The organism is Cellulomonas sp. McL0617 (assembly GCF_049994875.1).
GTDB lineage: Bacteria > Actinomycetota > Actinomycetes > Actinomycetales > Cellulomonadaceae > Cellulomonas.
Window position 1 is genome coordinate 932,298 of sequence record NZ_CP188256.1, and the last position, 19,919, is coordinate 952,216.

Here is a 19,919-nt window from a genome sequence, read left to right on the forward strand (position 1 = left end):
CTCGAGGAAGAGGACTTCTCCATGCCCATCTTCGACATCCGCGCGCACGGTGCGGTCGGCGACGGCCGCACCAACGACGCGGCCGCGATCCAGTCCGCGATTGACGCCTGTCACGCCGCGGGCGGCGGCACGGTGCTCGTCCCGGCGGGCGCGACGTTCCTCACCGGGTCGATCGAGCTCAGGTCGAACGTCGAGCTGCACGTCGAGCGCGGCGCGACGCTGGCGGGCAGCGGCGACCCCGCCGACTACACCGCCCGGCTCGAGGTCGGTGCCCTGTCCGCGGGCGTCGTGGACCAGGAGAACGACTCCGCGCTCATGCTCATCACGGCCCGGGACGCGACGAACATCGCGATCACCGGTGCCGGCACCATCAACGGCGCGGGTCGGCACTTCATCCGGGAGGACCTCGGCTCGATCTACCGCTGCCCGAACCAGCGCCCGTTCACGATCTTCCTCATCGGTGTCGAGCGCCTCGTCATCCGAGACGTGCGGATCGAGGACGCGGCGCTGTGGTGCGTGCGACTCTCGGGCTGCGAGGACGTGCTCGTCCACGGCGTCACCATCGACACCGACCTGAAGTACCCGAACGCCGACGGGATCGACCTGGACCGCTGCCGCCGCGTGCGGATCAGCGACTGCGAGATCTCGTCCGGCGACGACGCCATCTCCCTCAAGACCAGCGAGGAGTTCCCGGCCTACGGGATCACGTCGGACGTCGTGATCACCAACTGCACGCTGCAGTCCACGTCCAGCGCGGTGGTGGTCGGTGTCGACGCCGTCGCCGACATCCGCGACGTCATCGTCACGGGCTGCGTGATCCGCTCCTCGCACCGCGGGCTCGCCGTCAACCTCGGCCAGGAGGGCAGCTTCGAGAACATCCTGTTCTCCGACTGCATCGTCGAGACCCGGCACTTCGACCGCGGGTGGTGGGGGCACGGCGAGCCGATCTACGTCAACGTGGGTGCCTGGCACGACGTGGTCGGCCGCCTGAAGAACGTGCGGTTCCGCAACATCCTGGCGCGCTCGGAGAACGGCGCCTACATCGGCTCGGACGCCCCTGGGCTCATCGAGGGCGTCGTGCTCGACGGCGTGCGCATCGAGCTGGACCGCTGGTCGAGCTGGCCCGCAGGCGAGTACGACCGCCGCCCCAGCTCGAACGGCCCCGAGGTCTACGCGCACCCGACCTCGGGCATCCACATCGACACTGCGACCGATGTGACCCTGCGCGGTTGCGAGGTCGTGTGGGCCGGTTCCGACGAGCACTTCGCGCACGCGGTCGAGGCGATCGACGTCGACGGACTGGTGATCGAGGGTCTGCGGGGCGCGGCCGCCCGACCCGGGCTCGACGCCGTCGCCATCAGACGGCGCGAGCCCGGTGAGGTGCGCCACCCCGTCGCCGTGCCCGTGCCGCTCATGATCCCGGCCGACCGATGAGCGGCCTGGACGCGCCGATCTGCGGCATGACCTGGGGCTGGACCGGCGTGCGGGGCACGTGGCTCACCGCGCAGGCGTCCGCCTCGATGGACGCGATGACCGAGCTCGGTGTGAACTGGGTGACGCTCGCGTACGCCGCCGTGCAGGCGACGGCCCAGTCGACGGTCGTCCCGTTCGCCGACGGGCCCACCGTCACCGACGACGAGATCCGCGGCGCGGTGGCGGCCGCCCGCGAGCGCGGGCTGAAGGTCTGCCTCAAGCCCGTCGTCAACGTCGCCGACGGCACGTGGCGTGCGTACATCGGCTTCTTCGACGTCGACGTGCCGGGCGAGCCGTCGTGGGCGCAGTGGTTCGCGGCGTACGGCGAGTTCGTGCTGCACCACGCCCGGCTGGCGGCCGAGCTCGGCGTCGAGATGTTCTGCATCGGGTGCGAGATGGTGCGGGCCGACGGTCAGGAGGCGCACTGGCGCGCGCTGGTCGCCCAGGTGCGCGAGGTGTACGACGGGCTGGTCACGTACAACTGCGACAAGTACCAGGAGGACCGTCTGACCTGGTGGGACGCGGTCGACGTGATCTCGGCGAGCGGCTACTACCCGACCGGCACCTGGCCCGAGCACCTCGACCGCATCGAGGCCGTGGTGCGTCGCGAGGGCAAGCCGTTCTGCTTCATCGAGGCCGGCTGCCCGAGCCGTGAGGGCTCACCCGCGAGACCGAACGACTGGTCGCTCGTCGGTGCGCCGAGCGAGCGGGCGCAGGCCGACTACCTCGACGAGATGCTGACGGCGTGCGCCGAACGCCCCTGGGTGGGCGGGTTCATGCTCTGGGACTGGCCGGCGGACCTGTACGACCGCTCCGAGGCGTCGACGAACGACGACTACTGCATGTACGGGAAGTCCGGCGCCGACGTGGTTCGTCGGCACTACCTCTCGGCCCGCGGCTGGTCGGACGTCAGCCGTTCCAGCCCGGCGACCGCGATCGGCAGCCAGGCCGGGCGGTTGCGCGACTCGTAGACGGCCTCGTACAGGGTCTTGTCCAGCTCGAGCGCCCGGACCAGCGTGGCGTGGTGGTCCAGCCCGTAGCCGGCGAGGAGCCCGTCGCGCGCGTCGCTCGTCCAGGCGGCGGCGTCGTCACCGGTCAGGCCACCGACGGCAGCGGCGTAGTCGATCGAGCGGAGCAGGCCGGCGACGTCGCGCACGGCGAGATCGGGCCGCGTGCGCTGGTCCAGCGGCGCCAGGGGTTCGCCCTCGAAGTCGGTGATGAACCACGTCCCGTGCGAGCGCAGGACCTGACCGAGGTGCAGGTCGCCGTGCACGCGCTGGCGGGGCGGGGCCGACGGGAGGGCGCGGACCTCGGCGACGACGGCCGCGACCCCGTCGGCGAACCGCGCGAGGGACGGCACCGCGGACAGGGCCCAGGAGAACCGGCCCTCGACGGCCCGCGCCACCTCGTCGACGGCCGAGGGAGCCACGCCGTACGACGACACGAGCGCCTCGTGCATGCCGAGGGTCACGGCGCCCAGGTCGGTCGCGGGGCCGGCGAACGACTCCCCACGGCCGGCGTAGGAGCAGGCCAGCTCGAACCCGTCCTCGGCGGCGTCGACGAAGGTGGCCAGCACCCCGAGGTAGCCCGGCTGGTCGGCGCCGGGCCAGGTGGCCTGCAGCCACGCCAACGGCGCCGGGACGTTGGGCCAGCCGACGGAGACCAGGTGCCGCGGCACGTCGACGTCCGGGTTCTCGCCCGGAGCGACCGCCCGCAGGACCTTGAGGATCCCGGTCCCCAGGATGACGGACGTGTTGGACTGCTCGCCGCTGATCATCCGGGCCGTGGCGACGTCCGCAACGATCCCCGGGCCGTCCGCCGCGGCGAGCCACGCACGCAGGAAGGAGGGGTGGGCGGCACCGTCGCACACCGGACGACCGTCGAACGTGCCGATCACCTCGGAGCCGGTACCGAAGACCAGCGGGACCTGCAGCACCACGTCGATCGACCCCGCGTGCACGCGGACCAGCAGGATGCGCACGTCGTCGGCAAGATCGATCCCGCCCACCACCGACAGGTCCGCCGTGACGCCCTTGGCCGGGTACCACCGCTTGCTCGGCATCCAGTCGCGCACGACCTCGAGGAGGCGTGCGTCGTCGGGATCCGTGCGGGCGGTCACCGTCACGGGGTGGTCAGCTCCAGCCAGTAGAAGTCCCGGGAGCCGAGCGTGAAGGTGCTGCCGCCGTCCGCGCTGACGCCCGGGAAGTCGGCCCCTCCGAACACGTCGTGCATCGCCCAGCCCGCATGATCGGGCAGGCGGACCGTGGCCGAGCGCGCGGTCGCGGCCATGTTGGCGACGACGAGCACGATCTCCGACGGCGTCTGGCGCAGGAAGGCGAGCACCGAGTCGTTGTCGCTGGTCAGGACCTCGAAGTCGCCGGCGCCCAGGGCCGGGTGCTGGCGCCGGACGCTGAGCATGCCGCGCACCCAGTGCAGCAACGAGGTGGGCTGGGCGAGCTGCGCCTCGACGTTGGTGTGGCCGTAGTGGTGCACGAGCGACTGCACCAGCGGGAGGTACAGCTTGCCCGGGTCGGCCGTGGAGAAGCCCGCGTTGCGGTCCGGCGTCCACTGCATCGGCGTGCGGACCGAGTCGCGGTCGGGCAGCCAGATGTTGTCGCCCATGCCGATCTCGTCGCCGTAGTACAGGCACGGGCTGCCGGGCAGCGAAAGCAGCAGCGCGTGCGCGAGCTCGATCTCCTTGCGCGAGTTGTCGAGCAGGGGTGCCAGGCGCCGGCGGATCCCCACGTTGGCGCGCATCCGGGAGTCCGGCGCGTACCACCCGTACATCGAGGCGCGCTCCTCGGTGGACACCATCTCGAGGGTCAGCTCGTCGTGGTTGCGCAGGAAGGTGCTCCACTGCGCACCGTTCTTCGGGATCGGCGGCGTGTCGGCCAGGATGTCGATGATCTGCGTGGCCCGCTGGTCGCGGATCCCGTAGTAGATGCGCGGCATCACGGGGAAGTGGAAGCACATGTGGCACTCGGGCTCGTCCTGCGTGCCGAAGTAGTGCACCACGTCCTCGGGCCACTGGTTGGCCTCGGCCAGCATGATCCGGCCCGGGAACTCGTCGTCGATCATCTTGCGGACCGTGCGCAGGAACGCGTGCGTCTCCGGGAGGTTCTCGCAGTTGGTGCCCTCCGCCTCGAACAGGTACGGGACGGCGTCGAGCCGGAACCCGTCCACGCCGAGGCCCAGCCAGAACCGGCCGACGTCCATCATCGCCTCGACGACGCGCGGGTTCTCGAAGTTCAGGTCGGGCTGGTGGCTGAAGAACCGGTGCCAGAAGTACTGCCGACGCACCGGGTCGAAGGTCCAGTTGGAGGTCTCGGTGTCGACGAAGATGATCCGCGCGTCCTGGTAGCGGGTGTTGTCGTCGGACCAGACGTAGAAGTCGCCGTACGGGCCTTCGGGGTCGGAGCGGGACGCCTGGAACCACGGGTGCTGGTCGCTCGTGTGGTTCATGACGAGGTCCACGACGATCCGCATGCCGCGGGAGTGGACCTGCTCGATCAGCTCGGTGAAGTCCGCCATCGAACCGTACTGGCCCGCGATCGCGGTGTAGTCGGCCACGTCGTAGCCGCCGTCGCGCAGCGGGCTCGGGTAGAACGGGGGCAGCCAGAGGCAGTCGATGCCGAGCCACTGCAGGTAGTCCAGGCGGTCGATCAGACCCCGCAGGTCGCCGCTGCCCTGACCGGAGGAGTCGGCGAACGTGCGGAGCATGACCTCGTAGAACACCGCGGTGCGGTACCACTGCGGATCGGGTGCGAGCCCCTGCGGATCGGTCGAGGGGACCGGCGGCTGGCGTCGGCCCGGCAGGGAGAGCTGCGCCGTGGTGGGCGCAGGCTCGTGGGCGTGCCGGCCGACGCCGGTCAAGGCGACACCAGGCGGATGACGTGGGCGGCTCGAACGGCCGGGTCGAGCCGGACGAAGGCGGGCGACGACCACTCGTAAGCGTCGTCGGACAGCACGTCGTGCGCGACGACCGGCCTGCCGTGCTCGAGGCCCAGAGCGTCGAGGTCCAGCTCGACCCAGCCCTCGCGGGCGTTGTACGTGTCCAGGTTGACGATGACGAGGATCGTGTCGTCGCGACCGGTCGGTGAGTGCTCCGCGGACAGGTGCCGGGAGAACGCGACGAGCGCGTCGTCGGACGTCGGATGCAGGTGCAGGTTGCGCAGCTGCCGCAGCGCCGGGTGGTGGCGCCGGATCTCGTTCAGGCGGCCGAGCAGCACGTTGATGCCGATGCCGTCGGCGATGCCCCAGACGCGGGGCTTGAACTCGTACTTCTCGTTGTCGATCTGCTCCTCGACGCCCGGCCGCGGTACGTCCTCGACCAGCTCGTAGCCCGAGTAGATGCCCCACGTCGGGGCCCCGAGCGCCGCCAGGACCGCGCGCACGGCGAAGCCCCGCACGCCCGTGGCCTGCAGGTACGGCGGCAGGATGTCGTGCGTGGTGGGCCAGAAGCTCGGCCGCATCCAGGAACCCTGCTCGCCGGAGACCTCGGCCAGGTACTCCGTCAGCTCGGCCTTCGTGTTGCGCCACGTGAAGTACGTGTACGACTGGTGGAAGCCGATCTTGGCCAGCGTCTGCATCATGGCGGGCCGGGTGAACGCCTCGGACAGGAAGATGACGTCGGGGTGGTCGGCCCGGACGGAGGCGAGGATCCGCTCCCAGAAGTCGAGCGGCTTGGTGTGCGGGTTGTCGACGCGGAACAGCGTCACGCCGTGGTCGATCCAGACCTGCAGGACCCGACGGATCTCGCGGTAGATGCCCTCGGGGTCGTTGTCGAAGTTCAGCGGGTAGATGTCCTGGTACTTCTTGGGCGGGTTCTCGGCGTAGGCGATCGTGCCGTCGGCGCGCGTGGTGAACCACTCGGGGTGCGTGGCGACCCAGGGGTGGTCCGGCGAGCACTGCAGCGCGACGTCGAGGGCGACCTCCATGCCGAGCGCGCGGGCGTCCGCGACGAACGCGTCGAAGTCGTCGAACGTCCCCAGCGACGGCTCGATCGCGTCGTGGCCGCCGTCCTTGGAGCCGATCGCGTACGGCGAGCCCGGGTCGCCCTGTTCGGCGTTCAACGCGTTGTTCCGGCCCTTGCGGTACGTGGTGCCGATGGGGTGCACCGGCGTCAGGTAGACAACGTCGAACCCCATCCCCGCGATCCGCGGCAGGTCGAGCGCGGCCGTGCGCAGCGTGCCCGACGTCCAGGTGCCGGTCTCGTAGTCGTACGTGGCGCCGGCCGAGCGCGGGAAGAACTCGTACCAGGAGCCGGCCAGCGCGAGCGGCCGGTCGACGACCAGGGGGTAGGAGGGGCTCGCGGTGACGGCGTCGCGGATCGGGTGCGCGTCGAGCGCGGCCCGCACCGCCGGGGACAGGCCGGCGGCCAGCCGGGAACCCGGGTTGTGCTCGTGGTCCCGCAGGCCCGCGACGGCCTCGGCGAGGACCCCGGCGATCCCCTTGCTCCCCTTGCGTCGGGCGGCCTTCTCCAGCAGCAGCGCCCCCTCGGTGAGCATGAGCTCGACGTCGATGCCCGCCTCGACCTTGATCGACGCGTCGTGGGCCCAGGTGCCGTAGGGGTCGGACCAGCCCTCCACGCGGAACGTCCAGGTGCCGGTGCTCGTCGGGACGACGCGGCCCTCGAGCCGGTCGAGACCCGGTGCGATGTCGACCATCCGAGCGCTCGCGCGGTCGACGCCGGACGGGTCGGTGAGCACGACCGTCGCACCGACGGCGTCGTGCCCCTCCCGGAACACGGTCGCTCTCACGGGAACCGCCTCGCCGACGACGGCCTTGGCCGGGAACCGCCCGGCTTCGGCGACGGGAGAGACGTCCACGACGGGGATGCGGCCGATGGTGGGGCTGACCGGGCCGAGAGATGTCGTCACCCTCCCGAACCTAGCCGTAGGTGCAGGTGGCGGGCATCTGGAGGCGGCATGTGGGATACGTGCCGCGGCATGCGCTCGGGCGGGGCCGGCGGGTCGTCGGGCTCAGCGCAGGTCGGCGCCCAGCGCGCGTCCCGTGGTGCGGCCCGTGAACAGGCAGCCGCCCAGGAAGGTGCCCTCCAGCGCGCGGTGACCGTGCACCCCGCCGCCGCCGAACCCCGAGGCCTCGCCCACCGCCCACAGCCCCGGCAGCACCTGGCCGTCGGGCCGCAGCACGCGGCCTTCGAGGTCGGTGTGGAGGCCGCCCAGGGTCTTGCGGGTGAGCACCGACAGCCGGACCGCGAGCAGGGGCCCGTGCGCCGGGTCGAGCAGGCGGTGCGGCTTGGCCACGCGGATGAGCCGGTCGACGACGAACCGGCGGGCCATGGCCGTCGCGACGACCTGAGGGTCCTTGCCCAGCCCGGTGGCGACCTGCTGGTCGCGGGCCTCGATGGTCGCGCTCAGCGCCTCGGCGTCGATGCGGGACGTGCCCGACAGGGCGTTCATCTTGGCGGCCAGCTCGGCGGGCGTGTCGGCCCAGAGGAACTCGTCGGACTTCTCGGCGAACGCCTCGACCGGTCCGACCGCCCCCGGCTTCACGCGCTCGAGCAGCAGGCGCAGGTCCTTGCCGGTCAGGTCCGGGTTCTGCTCGGAGCCGGACAGGGCGAACTCCGCGCCGAGGATCGTCCTGTCGAGCACGAACCACGAGTGGTCGTCGCCGCGCTCGGTGATGTGCTGGAGCGCGCCGAGGGAGTCGAAGCCCGGGAACAGGGGAGCGGGCAGCCGGTTGCCGTCCGCGTCGAGCCACAGGCTGCTCGGCCCGGCGAGGATGCGGATGCCGTGCTTGCTCCACACCGGCGAGTGGTTGGTGATGCCCTCGGGGTAGTGCCACATGCGGTCCTCGTGCACGACCGCGGCGCCGGACGACCGCGCAGCCTCGATGCCGGAGCCGTCCACGTGGTCGGGCACTCCGGACAGCATCCGCTCGGGCAGCCTCCCCGCGCTGCCCGGCCAGGTGGCGCGCACCAGCTCGTGGTTGGCGCCGATGCCGCCGGTCGCGATCACGACCGACGCGGCGTCCAGCGCGAAGGGGCGGACCACCGTCCGGCTGCTCGGCACCGCGCGGTCGACGCCGTCCGAGGCCAGCACGTCGCCGCGCACGCCGGTGACGACGCCGTCCGTGGTGACCAGCCCCGTCACGCGGTGCCGGAACCGCACGTCGACCCGACCCGCGCGCCGGGCGTCGAGCAGGGCGCGGACGAAAGGTTCGAGGATCCCCGGGCCCGTGCCCCACGTGACGTGGAACCGCGGGACCGAGTTGCCGTGCCCGCCGGCCTCGTAGCCGCCCCGCTCGGCCCACTGCACCAGCGGGAACCACTTCACGCCCTGGCCGGCGAGCCAGGACCGCATCTCGCCGGCGGCGAACGACACGAACCCCTCGGCCCATGCCCGGCCCCACCGGTCGTCGTCGCCGAACTGGGCGGACCCGAGCCAGTCGGCCAGCGCAAGGTCGGCGGAGTCCTTGACGCCCAGACGGCGCTGCTCGGGGGAGTCCACCAGGAACAGGCCGCCGAACGACCAGAACGCCTGACCGCCGAGGCTCGCGGCGTTCTCGGCGTCGAGCAGCGTCACGTGCCGCCCGGCCGCGAGCAGCTCGGCGGTGGCCACGAGCCCGGCGAGGCCCGCGCCGACGACAACGACGGTGTTGGTCATGGGCGCCACCGTACGCGTCTGGACGCTTGTCCAGAAAGTCAGACGAGCGTGTACACCCGCATGCTCATGGGCTCGATCACGGAGGCCTCGCCGGGCTCGGCGTGCAGGCCGCCCTCGATCGCCACCGCGGACTCCTCGTTGGGGTGCTCCCAGACCGAGTCCCACGCCAGGCGCCACGTTCCGCCGTGGTCGTCGGCCAGCACGAGGTGCATCGCGTCGAGCGAGCCGTTGATGACCAGGAGCACGGTGTCGTGCTCGGGTGCCGGTGCGCTGCGCACCATCTGCAGCGTCCGGATCGACGGGTCGTGCCAGCGATCGTGGTCGAACGGGATGCCGAGCGCGTCGTACCAGGCCAGGTCCGGTCGCTTGCCCGGCCGGTCCGGCCGGCCCGAGTAGAACTCCTCGGTCCGCAGCGCCGGGTGGTCGCGGCGCAGGGCCAGGAGCCAGCGGGCGGTGGCGAGCATGTCCTTGCGCCACGGGGCCAGGTCCCAGCGCATCCAGGAGACCTCCGAGTCCTGGCAGTAGGCGTTGTTGTTGCCCTTCTGCGACCGACCCATCTCGTCGCCCGCGGTGATCATCGGCACACCGGCAGCGAGCACCAGGGTGGCGAACAGGTTGCGGATCGAGCGACGTCGCAGCGGCACGATGTCCGCGGCAGGCGACTCCCGGTCGACCGGGCCCTCGATGCCGTGGTTCCACGAGCGGTTGTCGTCGGAGCCGTCGCGGTTGTGCTCGCCGTTGGCGGCGTTGTGCTTGTGGTCGTAGGCGACCAGGTCGGCCATGGTGAAGCCGTCGTGCGCGGTGACGTAGTTGACCGACGCGACCGGGCCGCGGGTCAGCGGCGGGTCGCTGTGCCCGAACAGGTCGACCGACCCGGACAGGCGCGTGGCCAGGTCGCGCACGCGGTGGCCGGGCAGGCCGTGCGCCGCGCGGGCCGGGTCGGCCAGCCAGAACGAGCGCACCGCGTTGCGGAACCGGTCGTTCCACTCCCCGAACGGCTCGGGGAACTGCCCGGTCCGCCAGCCGCCGGGCCCCACGTCCCAGGGCTCGGCGATGAGCTTGAGCCCGTGCAGGCTCGGCTCGGTGGCCATGGCGACCAGGGCCGGATGGTCGGGGGCGTACCCGCTGCTGTCGCGGCCGAGGGTGACGGCCAGGTCGAACCGGAAGCCGTCCACGCCCACGACGTCCGCCCAGTAGCGCAGCGAGTCGAGCATCATCCGCACCACCTCGGGGCGGCGGAAGTCCAGCGTGTTGCCGGTGCCCGTCATGTCGTCCAGGGACGCCGGGGCACCGCCGTTGTGCAGGTAGTAGGCGGCGTTGTCCAGGCCGCGCCACGAGAGGTGCTGACCCGGCAGGCCGCCCTCGCACGTGTGGTTGTAGACCACGTCGAGCAGCACCTCGAGGCCCGCCGCGTGCAGCGTGTGGATCGCCGTGCGCAGCTCGTCGAGCACCGCCGCCGGGCCAGCCTCCTGCGCCGCGGCCGTGGCGAACGCGGCGTGCGGAGCGAAGAAGCCGAGCGAGCTGTAGCCCCAGTAGTTGGTCAGCCCCTTGTCGATCAGGTGCGGTTCGGAGGCGAACGCGTGGATGGGCAGCAGCTCGATCGCGGTGACGCCGAGCCCCAGCAGATGGTCGACGACGGACGGGTGCGCGAGGCCGGCGTACGTGCCACGCAGCTCCGGCGGCAGCCGGTCGTTGAGCAGGGTCAGCCCGCGGACGTGGGCCTCGTAGACCACGGAGGTCGACCACGGCACCCAGGGTCGGTTGGTCGTGGGGTCCGGGCTGGTCAGATCCCGGGTGTCGACGACCACCGCGTGCGGGACGAAGCGCGCGGAGTCGATCGTGCTGGCGGGACCGTACGGGTCGCCCGCGAGGTCTTCGCCCACGACGTGCCCGTACGTCTCCCGCCCGTACCCGAGCTCGCCCACCAGGCCGCGGGCGTACGGGTCGACCAGCAGCTTGGCGGAGTTGTACCGGTGGCCCGCCGCAGGCTCCCACGGGCCGTGCGCCCGGAACCCGTACCTCTGGCCGGCGCGCACGCCGGCCACGCTCGCGCTGAACACCCCGTGCACCGGTCCGGCCAGCCGCACGCGGCGCTCCTTCGACCCGTCGAACATGCACAGGTCGACGGCGGTGGCGTGCGCGGCGTAGACGGCGACGTCCACCCCGTGGTCGGTCACGTGCACGCCGAGTCGCGGAGGGCGACGGCGTGGGGAGGTCGAGGTCACCCCGACATTGTGGGGGAACGTGCGCGCTGTCGTGCGACCGGCGTGTTTCCGGCAGGCGACACGGGCGTCGGTCGGGACCGCCGCGGCGGGTAACCTTCCGCGGGTGAGGATCGTCGTGTGCGTGAAGCATGTCCCGGACATCCAGTCGGAGCGGGCCATCGGCCCGGACCACCGTGTGGTGCGCGACGGGGGTGACGGCACCATCAACGAGCTCGACGAGAACGCCCTCGAGGCGGCCATCGCGCTGGTCGAGGCGTCGGGCGGTTCCGTCGTGGCGCTGACCGCGGGTCCCGCCGACGCCGCCGACGCGGTCCGGCGCGGCCTGCAGCTCGGCGCGCAGGAGGCCGTGCACGTGCTCGACGACGCGATCGGCGGCTCCGACGCCATCGGCACCGCACGCGTGCTGGCCGCCGCGATCTCGCACCTGGACGCGCAGGAGCCCGTCGACCTCGTGATCACGGGCATGGCCGGTCTCGACGCCCTGACGTCGCTGCTGCCGACGGCGATCGCCGAGCTGCTCGACCTGCCTGCGCTGCCGCTGGCCGCCGAGCTCACGATCGACGCCGATGCCCGCACCGTCCGCATCCGGCGCAACCTCGACCACTCGTCCGAGGTGCTGTCGGCCTCGCTGCCGGCCCTGGTCTCGGTCACCGACCAGGCCAACGACCCGCGCTACCCGGGCTTCAAGGGCATCATGGCCGCCCGCAAGATCCCCATCACGACGCTGACGCTCGCGGACCTGGACCTCGACGCCTCGCGCGTCGGCGCCGCCGGTGCCCGCACCGAGGTGCTCGAGGCCGCCGCCCGGCCGCCGCGCGAGAACCGCGTGCTGGTCAACGACACCGGCGACGCCGGCGTCCGGCTCGCCGCGTACCTCGTCGACAACCAGCTCGTCTGACCTTCCAGAACAGGACCTCTGCCGTGAACGCACCCGTGCTCGTCCTCCTCGACCACACCGAGGCCGGTGCCCTGCGCGCGCCCGTCCGCGAGCTGCTGACCCTCGCCCGCGACCTGGCCGGCCCGCAGGCCGTGCACGCGGCGTGGCCGCTGGACGGCGTGGAGCCGTCGGCCACCGTGATCGACGAGGTCGCCGCCCTGGGCGCGACGCACGTGCACCGGCTGTCCGCGGACGCCGACCTGCACCTCTCCGCCGTGCTGGCCGAGGCGCTCGCCTCGCTGCTCGACGCGACGGGCGCCGGGCTGCTGCTGCTCGAGTCGTCGTTCGAGAACAAGGAGGCCGCCGCGCGCCTGGCGATCTCCACCGGCGCGGGCGTCATCACGGACGCCGACACGCTGTCGCTGGTGGACGGCCGGTTCGTCGCCGCCAAGACCGTGTTCGCCGGCACCTGGACCACGTCGTGCGCGATCACCGCGCCCCTGGCGATCGTCACCGTGAAGCCGAACAGCGTGGTCGTCTCGACGATCACCGGTTCCGCGCCGGCGCTCACCGAGCACGCCGTCGAGGTGACCGACCGGGCGCGTCGGGTCACGCTCGTCGAGCGGATCGTGCGGCCCGAGAGCGGACGCCCGGACCTGGGCAGCGCGAGCGTCGTGGTGGCCGGCGGCCGCGGCACGGAGGGCGACTTCTCGCTGGTCGAGGAGCTGGCCGACGTGATCGGCGGCGCCGTCGGCGCGACGCGCGTGGCCACCGACGAGGGGTGGATCGGGCACGACGCGCAGATCGGCCAGACCGGCGTGACGATCGCCCCGAAGCTCTACGTCGGCGTGGGCGTGTCCGGTGCCGTGCACCACCGCGGTGGCATGCAGGCCTCGGGCACGATCGTCGCCATCAACTCCGACCCCGACGCCCCGATCTTCGAGATCGCCGACTTCGGCATCGTCGGCGACCTGTTCACGGTCCTGCCGCAGGCCGTCGCCGAGATCCGTCGGCTCAAGGGCTGACCAGCGCCACCAGCGACCGGTCGGTGCGCTGACCATAGAGCCGGCGACCGATCTGCTGCAGGGCGACGATGCCCTGCGGGTACGGGATCTGCCACCGCTCCTCCCCGGTCGAGCGTGCGTAGGCCGCGAGGGTGTCCGACTGCGACCATCCGACGACCACCCGGTCGCCGTCGGTCGTCATCAGGTCGGGGGACGTCGTCCCGCGTTGCCAGTGCCGGTGACCCGACCAGCCGTCCAGCGCGACGACGCCCGCGTACGTGGGGACGTAGAGCGTGCCGTCGAGCACGATCGCGTCGGCGTAGCTCGGGTGGATGTCGTCGGCGTGCCAGCGCGGTGCTCCCGTGCGGACGTCCCAGGCCTGCAGTCCCAGGCCGGTGGTGAACACGACGTCGGACAGGCTCCCGTCGTCGACGCCGACCCGGACGGGCATACCGGGGACGGTGACGTCGGACGTCGAGCTGGTGGTGACCACCGTCGTCGTCGCCCGGTAGTCGGCACCGTTCTGGAGCTGGAGCAGGCCGGTGCGGGACACGAACGACACGTTCGTCGACTCCGTGCCCAGGTCGCCCCGCACGAGACCGCCGTGCCGGTCGAGCAGCACCCGCGTGCCGAACGTCTCCACCGCGATGTCCGTCCCCGACCGGACCAGGCTCGTCGTCCTGCCGACCAGGCTGTCCGGCTCCGGGACGACCAGCGGGACGCGCGCGGTCCAGCGCTGCTCGCCCGTCGCGAGCGCGTAGGCGGCGACGAACAGCTGGGCCGAGTCACTGCCGGCGACGACGACGAGGTCCCGCTCCGGTGCCAGGACGGCCGAGCCCGTGACCGCCCAGTGGGCGGCGACCGAACCGTCCGCCGTGTCGACCACGTCGACGACGGTGGTCGTCGGGAGCGCCGTCGTGGCCTGGCTCGCGGCGGCGGACCCGAGCTGGGGGCTGACCCGGCTGTAGCCGTCGCTGACGAGGCAGACGACGTGGGCGGGTGCGGGGTCCTCGACCGGCGACGTGCAGGTGCTGTCGCCGTGGATCTCACCCGTCGAGGCGTCCACCGACAAGGGCGCCGACGGTCCGGCGAGGGTCGCCGTCCAGCGGCGGTCGCCGGTGCGGGTGCTCGTCGCCGACAGCTGCTGCGACCCGTCGTCGGCGATCTGCAGGACGGCGACCGTGTCGTCGTCGACCGCGCCCCGCCACATCACCGACCTCTGCGGCGGCTCCTCGCGCAGCACGCGGGGCGGGCTCGCGAGGTCGTCCACGACTCCGACGAGGTGTGCCGCAGCGGCGCGGTCATGGGCGTTGACCACCAGCTGGCCACCGACCAGGGCGACCAGCACGACGACTCCGGCCGTCGCGAGCAGCACGCGGGTGCGCCGACGATGGTTCCGCGGCTCGGACGCCGTCGGAGCCGGTGCCGGGTCGTCCAGCTCGACCTCGCGCATCGCCGCCATGAGCCGACCGTACGCGCGTCGGCCGACCGGGTGAACCGGCTGACGGCACTCGTTCGGCACCGCTACGGTGCGGGTCGATGTCGTCTCCAGGGGAGTCCCATGCTGCGTCTTGCGCCGTACCTGATCGAGCTCGCACTGCTCGTCTACTGCCTCATCGACTGCATCCAGACCGACTCGGTCCTGGTCCGAAACCTGCCCAAGACGTTCTGGGTCTTCCTCATCGTGTTCGTGCCCGTCGTCGGGTCGATCGCGTGGCTGGTCGCCGGGCGGCCGGAGCGGTCCTCGCGCGGCCGGAGCGTGCCGTGGCCGTCGACGCAGACCGCCGGGTTCCCCGAGTACGAGCGGCCGCGTCCCGGGTCGCCCGACGACGACCCGCAGTTCCTGGCCGGCGTGCGCGCCTCGGACGACAAGCACGAGCAGATGCTCCGCGAGTGGGAGCAGCAGCTGCGCGAGCGCGAGGCGCGGCTGAAGGAGGAGGACGAACCGTCCTAGGCCAGGTCCCTCAGCCAACGCAGCGTGGCCACCGCCTGCGCGGCCTGGAACCGGCGCAGGTTCGGGATCCCCAGCGGCGGCGGCTGCCGCGAGCTCCACGCGAAGTAGCCGGCCAGCCCCGCCAGGCCGGCGCGCAGGTCGTCGTCGGGCACGCCCTCGGACACCGCGTGGCCACGGAAGTTCGTCGCCGCGTCGCCGCCGCCCTGCAGGGCGACGCTCGGGAGCATGAACGCGAGGTCCAGCCACGGCGCGCCGACGCTCGCGTGCGGCCAGTCGATCAGCCAGACGCGGTGGTCGTGGTCCGGGTCGATGAGCACGTTGTCGGCGCGCAGGTCGCCGTGCACGAGCGCGTCGCCGGAGCAGACGCGCAGCGCCTCCTGCTCCCACAGCACCAGCCGCTCGCGGTTGTCGAACGCCCACCGGCCCAGGTCGCCCGCCACCTCGGCGTACCGCTCCTGGTCCTGGTCGTCCAGCGCCGTCAGCCGACGCCAGCCCCGGAAGTCGTCGGCCAGCAGATCGTCCGTGCGGGGCAGCCGGTGGCCCGGCAGGGGTTCGGCGTCCGCCAGCGCGCCGAGCGCGTCGGCCACGGCCGCGAGGTCGGCGGGCTTCCAGGGGAGCTCCGGGGAACGGCCGTGGATCACCTCGAAGCCCAGGATCACCCAGTCGTCGTCGTCGGAGAACCAGAGCAGCCGGGGCGCCGGCACCTGCGGCGGAAGGGCACGTGCGACGCGGATCTCGGCGCGGGCCAGGTCGGGGGAGACCGGGTTCTGCTCGCCGGAGACCGCCTTGACGAAGACGCCGCGTCCGTCAGCCAGCTCGAGCACCGCCGCGAACCCGGGGCTGAAGCCGCTGGTCGCGCTGATCTCGGCCGTGACCTGGGAGCCGGCGAGCTCCGCGATCCGGGTCCGGATGTGCCGCGGGAGGTCGCGCCAGTCCAGCCGCTGGCCGCTGAAGGCGAGCGGGAGGGCGATGACGTCGTCGGCACTCACGCGGCACATCCTGCCAGGTGATGTCGACACCCTGACGGGTGGTCCCACGCACTGGTGTCCGACCGAGCGCCGCCCCGTTCGTAGACTGTGCGGGTGAGCGTGTATCTCGACCATGCGGCGACCACGCCCATGCTCCCCGAGGCCACGCGGGTGCTCGTCGAGCAGCTCGCGCTCACCGGCAACCCCTCGTCGCTGCACGCGTCCGGCCGGGCCGCGCGTCGCGTGGTCGAGGAGTCGCGCGAGCGCCTGGCGGCATCGGTGGGCGCGCGCCCGAGCGAGGTCCTGTTCACGGGCGGCGGGACCGAGGCCGACAATCTTGCCGTGAAGGGGCTGTTCTGGGCCCGTCGGACCCACGACCTGCGACGACGCCGGATCCTGGTGTCGGCCGTCGAGCACCACGCGGTCCTCGACCCGGCCTTCTGGATGGCCGAGCACGCGGGAGCCGAGCTGGTGCTCCTTCCGGTGGACTCCGACGGTGTGCTCGTGGTCGACGCCCTGGCGCAGGAGCTGTCGGAGCACGGTGACGAGGCCGCGCTCCTGTCCGTGATGTGGGCCAACAACGAGGTCGGTGCGCTGCAGCCGCTCGCCGACGTCGTCGCGCTCGCCCACCAGTACGGCGTGCCGGTGCACGCGGACGCGGTCCAGGCCGTCGGGCAGGTGCCCGTCGACTTCGGTGCGTCGGGGCTCGACGCGCTCACCCTGACCGGCCACAAGGTCGGGGGACCCGGCGGCGCCGGGGCGCTCCTCGCCCGGCGCGGGCTCGAGCTGACGCCCGTGCAGCACGGCGGCGGGCAGGAGCGCGGCGTGCGGTCCGGGACGCTCGACGCGGCCCTGCTCGCGTCCTTCTCGACGGCCGTCGTGGCCGCCGTCCAGGGCCGGGAGACTTTTGCGACGCGGGTCGGCGCGCTGCGCGACGCGCTGGTGGCCGGCGTCCTCGACTCGGTCCCGGGTGCCGTCCTGCGCGGTCCCCGGAACGGGCGCCTGCCCGCGAACGCGCACTTCACGTTCGGTGGCTGCGAGGGCGACTCGCTGCTGTACCTGCTCGACTCGGCGGGCGTCGAGGCGTCGACGGGGTCGGCCTGCCAGGCGGGCGTACCGCGTCCGAGCCACGTGCTGCTGGCCATGGGGGTCGACGAGATCGAGGCGCGCGGTGCGCTTCGGTTCAGCCTCGGGCACTCGTCGGTCGCGTCCGACGTGGAGACGCTGCTCACCGTGCTGCCCGCCGTGGTCGAGCGGGCGCGCGCGGCCGGCCTGGCGACGGTGTCCTGATGCGTGTCCTGGCGGCACTCTCCGGCGGCGTCGACTCCGCCGTGGCGGCGGCGCGCGCGGTCGACGCCGGGCACGACGTCGTCGGCGTGCACATGGCCCTGTCCCGCACCCGCGACCAGTTCCGCACCGGCTCGCGCGGCTGCTGCTCGATCGAGGACGCCGGTGACGCCCGGCGGGCCGCCGACGTGCTGGGCATCCCGTACTACGTGTGGGACCTGTCGGAGAAGTTCGAGCAGACGGTCGTCGCGGACTTCGTCGCCGAGTACGAGGCGGGCAGGACGCCCAACCCGTGCGTGCGGTGCAACGAGCACATCAAGTTCGCGACGCTGCTGGACAAGGCGGTGGCGCTGGGCTTCGACGCCGTGGCGACGGGGCACTACGCCCGGATCGTCGATCGTCCTGATGGTTCGCGCGAGCTGCACCGGTCGGCGGACGCCGCCAAGGACCAGTCGTACGTGCTGGCCGTGATGGGCCCCGAGCGGCTGGCGCGCTCCCTGTTCCCCCTGGGCGACGTCGCGTCCAAGGAGGAGACCCGGCGCGAGGCCGCCGCACGCGGGCTGTCGGTGTCCGCCAAGCCCGACTCCTACGACATCTGCTTCGTCGCCGACGGGGACACCCAGGGGTTCCTGCGCTCGCGGCTGGGGTCGCAGCCGGGGGAGATCGTCGACGAGGCCGGTGCGGTGCTCGGCACCCACGACGGCGCGTACGCCTACACCGTCGGGCAGCGGCGCGGGCTGTCGATCGGACGCCCCGCGCCCGACGGGAAGCCGCGGTACGTGCTCGCGGTCGAGCCCGTGCACAACCGCGTGGTCGTGGGGTCCGCCGACGACCTGTCCGTCGACGTCGTGCAGGCGGACCGGGCGGTGTGGTTCGCCGCTCCGGGCGACTCCTTCGAGTGCGCGCTGCAGGTGCGGGCGCACGGCGCCGCCGTACCGGCGCGCGCCCGCGTCCTGCCCGACGGATCGGTCTCGGTGTCGGTCGACGGCGCGCTGCGCGGCGTCGCGCCCGGGCAGTCCGCGGTGCTCTACGACGGCACCCGCGTGCTCGGCCAGGCCACCGTGACGGCCGCCGTCCGGTCCGCCGTCGGCGCTGCTCGGTGAGCCGCCCGTCCGTCACGGGCACGGGACCGTGGCCCGGCACCGACGTGCTCGAGGCGCAGAGCGTGGTCGTCGGCGACCTGCTGGACACGCCGTCGGGCGAGGTGGACGGCCTGCCGTTCACCGTCACGCTGCCGGCGCGCGGGCCGTGGAGCGACCAGGTCGGGCGGGCGTCCGCGCTGCTGGCGGACCTGCCGACCGAGCTCGGCGCGCACGGCTGGAAGCTCGCCGCGCACCCCGGCGGCGACCTCGGACGCGCGCAGGCGTTCGTCCGAGAGGACGTCGATGCGCTCGCGGTGGCCGCGCACGGTTACGTCGGGCCGCTCGTCGTGCCGGTCCTCGGACCGCTCACGCTCGCCGCGTCGCTCTACCTGGCGCGCGGCGACCGGGTGATCTCCGACGCCGGCGCGGTCCGCGAGCTCGCCGCCTCGCTCACCGACGGGCTGGCCGCGCACCTCGGCGCACTGAGCCGCGCCGTCCCCGGGATCGTTCCGTCCGTGCTCCTGCACGAACCGCTGCTCGCGCAGGTGATGGCCGGGGTGCTGCCGTCGTTCTCCGGCTACTCGGCGCTGCGGTCGGTGCCCGGGCCGGTCGCGGCCGGGCACCTGACGTCCGTGGCGACCGGGCTGCGTGCCGCCGGCGCCGCCTCCGTGGTCGTGCACGGCGGCGCGGCGTGGTCGTCGCTGGGTGCGATCCGGGCGTCGGGTGCCGACGGGTTCGCCCTGGCCGTCACCGCGCTCGACGACCGGTCGTGGGAGCGGGTCGCCGAGGTGGTCGAGGGCGGGCTCGCGTTCTGGCCCGAGCTGCCGCCGCAGGCGTCCTCCCAGTGCGCCGGCCCGGACGTCGCAGGGCAGGCCGACCTCCTGCTCCGGCCGTGGCGGTCCGTCGGGCTGCCGGCCGCGGCGTTGCGCGACGTGGTCCTGCTCGCCGGTGACGCCACGGGCGTCGGGTCGCCGGACGACGCCCGCGCGGTGCTCGCCGGACTGGTGCGCGCCGCGCGCCTCGTCGCCGAACGTGCGGAGTCCTGATGCGTCGTCCGCTCGTCCTGCTCCTGGCGTCCGCGACGGCGCTCGTCGGCCTCGTCATCCTCGCGGTCGCGTTCATCGGCATCGGCGCGCGGACGCTGCAGGCCTCGCAGGCGGGCGACTCGCCCTGCCTGCAGGCCTATGCCGCCGACCTGCCCGGGTCGCACATCCGGTACACCGTCTTCCCGCCGCGCGGGGTGTGCACCTGGGACGTCGACGGGCAGCCGCAGGACGTCGTGGTGGCCTCGGCGTCCCCGCGGCTGACCGGTGTCGCCGCCCTGCTCGCCGTCGGCGGCGCGGCGGTGTGCGTCGGGGTGCTCGTCGAGCCCCGGCTGCGGCAGGCGCGCGCCTGACCGGACGGATCACCCGATACCGGGT

The 19,919-nt window shown here is 73.1% G+C and carries 16 protein-coding genes; 9 read left to right on the plus strand and 7 right to left on the minus strand.

Features of this window, described 5'->3' with window-relative positions; all coding sequences use genetic code 11:
• The first annotated feature begins 21 nt into the window (after positions 1 to 21).
• Complete coding sequence (locus ACPPVS_RS04245) at positions 22 to 1,434, plus strand: glycoside hydrolase family 28 protein (protein WP_426594746.1); 1,413 nt, start codon at positions 22 to 24, stop codon at positions 1,432 to 1,434.
• Positions 1,431 to 2,444 (plus strand): glycoside hydrolase family 113, encoded by a 1,014-nt coding sequence (locus ACPPVS_RS04250; protein ID WP_426594749.1) that lies wholly within the window; start codon positions 1,431 to 1,433, stop codon positions 2,442 to 2,444. Before ACPPVS_RS04245 ends, ACPPVS_RS04250 begins: the two co-directional genes overlap by 4 nt.
• Here ACPPVS_RS04250 and ACPPVS_RS04255 read toward each other — a convergent pair.
• From ACPPVS_RS04255 to glgX, 5 genes are all read right to left on the minus strand, one after another.
• Positions 2,354 to 3,598 (minus strand): maltokinase N-terminal cap-like domain-containing protein, encoded by a 1,245-nt coding sequence (locus ACPPVS_RS04255; RefSeq protein WP_426594751.1) that lies wholly within the window; start codon positions 3,596 to 3,598, stop codon positions 2,354 to 2,356. The genes ACPPVS_RS04250 and ACPPVS_RS04255 overlap by 91 nt on opposite strands.
• Positions 3,595 to 5,346 carry a maltose alpha-D-glucosyltransferase gene (gene treS / locus ACPPVS_RS04260; RefSeq protein ID WP_426594753.1) on the minus strand — a complete coding sequence of 584 codons (1,752 nt, stop codon included), beginning with the start codon at positions 5,344 to 5,346 and terminating at the stop codon, positions 3,595 to 3,597. Before treS ends, ACPPVS_RS04255 begins: the two co-directional genes overlap by 4 nt.
• The gene (locus ACPPVS_RS04265; protein WP_426594755.1) at positions 5,343 to 7,352 is read right to left on the minus strand and encodes an alpha-1,4-glucan--maltose-1-phosphate maltosyltransferase; all 2,010 of its coding nucleotides are present in this window, start codon (positions 7,350 to 7,352) and stop codon (positions 5,343 to 5,345) included. The genes treS and ACPPVS_RS04265 overlap by 4 nt, the downstream gene beginning before the upstream one ends.
• A gap of 102 nt (positions 7,353 to 7,454) precedes the next feature.
• Positions 7,455 to 9,101, minus strand: coding sequence for an FAD-binding dehydrogenase (locus ACPPVS_RS04270; RefSeq protein WP_426594757.1), 1,647 nt, complete (start codon positions 9,099 to 9,101; stop codon positions 7,455 to 7,457).
• Positions 9,102 to 9,139: 38 nt separating this feature from the next.
• Positions 9,140 to 11,326: a glycogen debranching protein GlgX gene (gene glgX / locus ACPPVS_RS04275; protein WP_426594758.1), complete on the minus strand. Its 2,187-nt coding sequence runs from the start codon at positions 11,324 to 11,326 to the stop codon at positions 9,140 to 9,142.
• A gap of 103 nt (positions 11,327 to 11,429) precedes the next feature.
• Here glgX and ACPPVS_RS04280 point away from each other — a divergent pair, with 103 nt between their 5' ends.
• Both ACPPVS_RS04280 and ACPPVS_RS04285 read left to right on the plus strand, forming a co-directional pair.
• The gene (locus tag ACPPVS_RS04280) at positions 11,430 to 12,224 is read left to right on the plus strand and encodes an electron transfer flavoprotein subunit beta/FixA family protein (RefSeq protein ID WP_426594759.1); all 795 of its coding nucleotides are present in this window, start codon (positions 11,430 to 11,432) and stop codon (positions 12,222 to 12,224) included.
• Between the two features lie 23 nt (positions 12,225 to 12,247).
• Entirely contained in the window at positions 12,248 to 13,228 is a 981-nt protein-coding gene (locus tag ACPPVS_RS04285) for an electron transfer flavoprotein subunit alpha/FixB family protein (RefSeq protein WP_426594761.1), read from the plus strand.
• Here ACPPVS_RS04285 and ACPPVS_RS04290 read toward each other — a convergent pair.
• A complete protein-coding gene (locus ACPPVS_RS04290) occupies positions 13,218 to 14,669 on the minus strand; it encodes a PQQ-binding-like beta-propeller repeat protein (RefSeq protein ID WP_426594762.1) in 1,452 nt (483 codons plus the stop codon). The genes ACPPVS_RS04285 and ACPPVS_RS04290 overlap by 11 nt on opposite strands.
• A gap of 99 nt (positions 14,670 to 14,768) precedes the next feature.
• Here ACPPVS_RS04290 and ACPPVS_RS04295 point away from each other — a divergent pair, with 99 nt between their 5' ends.
• Positions 14,769 to 15,161, plus strand: a complete 393-nt coding sequence (locus ACPPVS_RS04295) for a PLD nuclease N-terminal domain-containing protein (protein WP_426594763.1) — start codon at positions 14,769 to 14,771, stop codon at positions 15,159 to 15,161.
• On the opposite strand, the gene ACPPVS_RS04300 is transcribed toward ACPPVS_RS04295, so the two are convergent.
• On the minus strand, positions 15,158 to 16,150 hold the full coding sequence (locus ACPPVS_RS04300) for a phosphotransferase family protein (protein WP_426594764.1): 993 nt from the start codon (positions 16,148 to 16,150) through the stop codon (positions 15,158 to 15,160). The two genes, ACPPVS_RS04295 and ACPPVS_RS04300, sit on opposite strands and share 4 nt — an antisense overlap.
• Positions 16,151 to 16,243: 93 nt before the next feature.
• Between ACPPVS_RS04300 and ACPPVS_RS04305 the strand changes: the two genes are divergently transcribed.
• The 4 genes from ACPPVS_RS04305 to ACPPVS_RS04320 are packed head-to-tail and all read left to right on the plus strand — an operon-like array spanning position 16,244 to position 19,894.
• Entirely contained in the window at positions 16,244 to 17,419 is a 1,176-nt protein-coding gene (locus ACPPVS_RS04305) for a cysteine desulfurase family protein (RefSeq protein WP_426594765.1), read from the plus strand.
• A complete protein-coding gene (gene mnmA, locus ACPPVS_RS04310; RefSeq protein ID WP_426594766.1) occupies positions 17,419 to 18,519 on the plus strand; it encodes a tRNA 2-thiouridine(34) synthase MnmA in 1,101 nt (366 codons plus the stop codon). The genes ACPPVS_RS04305 and mnmA overlap by 1 nt, the downstream gene beginning before the upstream one ends.
• Complete coding sequence (locus ACPPVS_RS04315; RefSeq protein ID WP_426594768.1) at positions 18,516 to 19,544, plus strand: hypothetical protein; 1,029 nt, start codon at positions 18,516 to 18,518, stop codon at positions 19,542 to 19,544. The genes mnmA and ACPPVS_RS04315 overlap by 4 nt, the downstream gene beginning before the upstream one ends.
• Positions 19,544 to 19,894, plus strand: coding sequence for a hypothetical protein (locus tag ACPPVS_RS04320; protein ID WP_426594769.1), 351 nt, complete (start codon positions 19,544 to 19,546; stop codon positions 19,892 to 19,894). The genes ACPPVS_RS04315 and ACPPVS_RS04320 overlap by 1 nt, the downstream gene beginning before the upstream one ends.
• The last annotated feature ends 25 nt before the right edge of the window (positions 19,895 to 19,919 follow it).